Here is a 2844-nt window from a genome sequence, read left to right as displayed (position 1 = left end):
GGGGCGGGGGCGTCGCCTCGGCGGCAGCCTGCGGAGCCTCCACCCGCGGCGTGCCCGACGGACGCGGCGTCAGCGCCTCGGGGGCTAGCGGCAGCGTGTCCTCGTCGTCCAGTTCCCTGCGGGACTTGCCGCGGGCCGGGAACGTCACCACCCGGGCCGGCCGCGTCCTGGGCTCGCCACTCGGTTCGGTGATGGGCTCCACGGAAAGTTCCGGGGGCCTCGCTCCGCTGGCTCCCGCGGGAGGCAGGGGGACGGCCTCGGCCTTCGCGCCGCGTGCCGGGCCGGAATCCGGCTGCCCGGAATCCAGCGTTCGTGCTTCGCCTCCCACGTCGCCGGAGCTGCGCTGGGACATCGGCAGTCCCGCCATGCGCGCGAGCCGCCCCAGGGCAGGGACACGCTCGGCCAGCGCGGCGACGAACTCCCGCCCCCTGGACGCGCCGGACCGGCCCCGGAGGTATTTCCGGGCCAGCTCTCGCAGGTAGCTCACGGTGACGCCCTTCCGCTCATCCATGGACACCTCGCCTCGTTATGTCGCGGCATACAGGCGGTCAACGCATCCGTCACGGGATGTGTTTGTCTGCGGACCCCCTTCTTCTTCTGTCACGGCCGATGACACCTCCCCGATGTCCAAGTATCCTGCGAACGCTTGAGTGACCTGCCCAGACTTCTCCTGTGCAGCTTCGACGTCATCCCCGGCCCGTCTGGCTCCTCACGCCGACTGACCGAGTATCTGAAGGCGTTGCCTGACCGCTTCTCCGTGGTGGTGCTGTCGGCGAAGACGCCCGACCACTCCCATATCGAGAAGTACCAGGGCGCCCGGCTGCTCCGCGTCCCGGTAGGCTCCGGGGACCTGGCCTCGCGCATCCAGTCCTTTGAACGGGCCGTGCGCCGGCAGCTGGAGAGCGAAGACTACGCACTCGCCCACTTCACGGACCCCTTCGGCGGCTACGCGCTCTGCGAGCTGAAGGGGGACTACGGCTACCGCCTCATCTATGAGGCGCAGACGTTCCCCTCGCAGGAGCTGCGCTACACCCATCCGCAGACGGACGGGGACCGGCGCTTCCTGTCGAAGATCCGCCGGCAGGAGCTGTTCTGCCTGATGAACGCGGACCTCGTCGTCACCGGCTCCCAGACGACGCGCGGGTACATCCAGGGGCTGGGGGCGGCCGAGGACCAGCTGCGCATGCTGCGCGCGCCCGTGGACCTCAAGCCCTATGACCCGGAGGTGCTCGGCGCCCCGGACGGCACGCCCCTGCGGATGATGTACCTGGGCAGCCACGTGGGCTGGCAGGGCCTGCCCACCCTGCTGCGCGCCACCGCGCTCGCGTCCCAGCAGGTGGACGTGCGCCTGACGCTGGTGGGCGCGCACCACCCGGACTGGAAGCCCCACCTGGACGACCTGGTCAACGACCTGGGGCTCAAGGAGAAGGTCGACTTCCAACCCCCCGTCGTCCACGACGACCTCTTCAAGGTGCTGGCCCTGGCGGACGTGGGCGTGCTGCCCCTGGACGACTCGGAGCGCAACCGGCTCCAGGGCGGGCCGCTGGCCAAGGTCTCCGAGTACATGGCCGCCGGCCGGCCCGTCATCGCCGCGGACCTGCCCGTCACCCGTGAGCTCATTCCCCAGGACGCGGCGGTCTTCTTCCCGCCCGGGGACAGCCGCGCGCTCTCCGAACGCATCGTGGAGCTGGCGCGCGACGTGCCCCGCCGCGTGGCGCTGGGCAAGGCCGGGCGCGCGTTCGCGGAGCAGGCGCTGGACGCGGGCCTCATCCGGGGCCAGCTGCTGGACCTCTACGATTCGCTCCTGAAGAACCGGACCCACCTGCCGGTGGGCGCCGCCAACGAGCCGCCCGACGTCACGATGACCGGCACGCCCACCAACCGGCTCGCGAGCCTGGGCATGCCGGAGGCCTCCAAGCCCGCGCCGGTGCCCAAGGCGCCCGCGAAGCCCGCGGCGCCGGCCGCCAAGCCCCAGGAAGCCGCCGCCCCGGAGCCCGCTGGCAACAAGGAAGGCGCCGAGGACCTGCCCCTGGTGATGGGCATGGCGCTGGAGGAAGGGCTCGACACGCGGCTGGTCAAGACCGAGCCCGACATGCGGCCCGATGAGTTCCCCATGGTGATGGGCCTGCCGCTCCGGGAACCCGCGCCGCCTCCGGCCGCCTCGCGGGACGAAGCCGCCGCCACTCGGGGAGCCTCGGAGTCCCAGTCGGCTCGGCTCGGGGAGGAGTCCTCTCCTCCCACCGAACAGGTGACCAGCCCTTCCGCGAAGCCGCCCTCCGCCAGGGACTCCTCCCAGAAGGCCCCGGACACAGGCGGGTCCTCCACCGACGCCGAGGCCTCCGACGCGGCCTCCACGGGAGCGACGCCCATCGTGCGCCGCGCCAGCGTCGGGGACGAGGATGGCGCCCCGGCCCCCACGCCCATCGTCCGCCGGCCCACGTCAGGAGAAGACGAAGCGCCCGCGGCCACGCCCATCGTCCGCCGGCCCTCGGGGCTCGCGTCCGAGGACGAGGAGCGGGCCCCGACGCCCGTCGTGCGCCGGTCCGGACTCTCCCGGGACGACGACGCCCCCGCGCCGACGCCCATCGTGCGCCGGGCCTCCGTCCTGATGGAGGACTTCCCGGAGCCGCCGGCCCCCACGCCCATCGTCCCCATGCGCTCCGTGATCAACGCGGGGCGGAGCACGGGGTCCGGACGCGCCGACGCGGGCCGCTCCCAGTCCCCGCGCCAGGGCTCGCCCCCGGAGCCAGGCTCCTCCGGCGTTGAACCTCCCCGCTCTCCTCCAGTCCTGACTCCCATGGCCGACGCGGACAAACCGCCCATCCTGTCTCTTATACACCTCTG

1 protein-coding gene and 1 pseudogene are annotated in these 2844 nt (G+C 72.6%); one reads left to right on the top strand and one right to left on the bottom strand.

From position 1 onward, the window contains the following. Positions 1-511, bottom strand: a pseudogene (locus tag D7V97_RS41900) (hypothetical protein); the annotation flags it as partial. 228 nt (positions 512-739) lie between these two features. Between D7V97_RS41900 and D7V97_RS41895 the strand changes: the two are divergent. Then, positions 740-2844: glycosyltransferase family 4 protein (locus D7V97_RS41895; RefSeq protein ID WP_233583580.1), on the top strand; the 2105-nt coding region annotated here is incomplete at its 3' end.

This window comes from Corallococcus sp. CA053C (assembly GCF_003611675.1).
GTDB lineage: Bacteria > Myxococcota > Myxococcia > Myxococcales > Myxococcaceae > Corallococcus.
The sequence above is the reverse complement of the archived record's forward strand: the minus strand, read 5'-3'. Positions and strand labels throughout refer to the sequence as shown.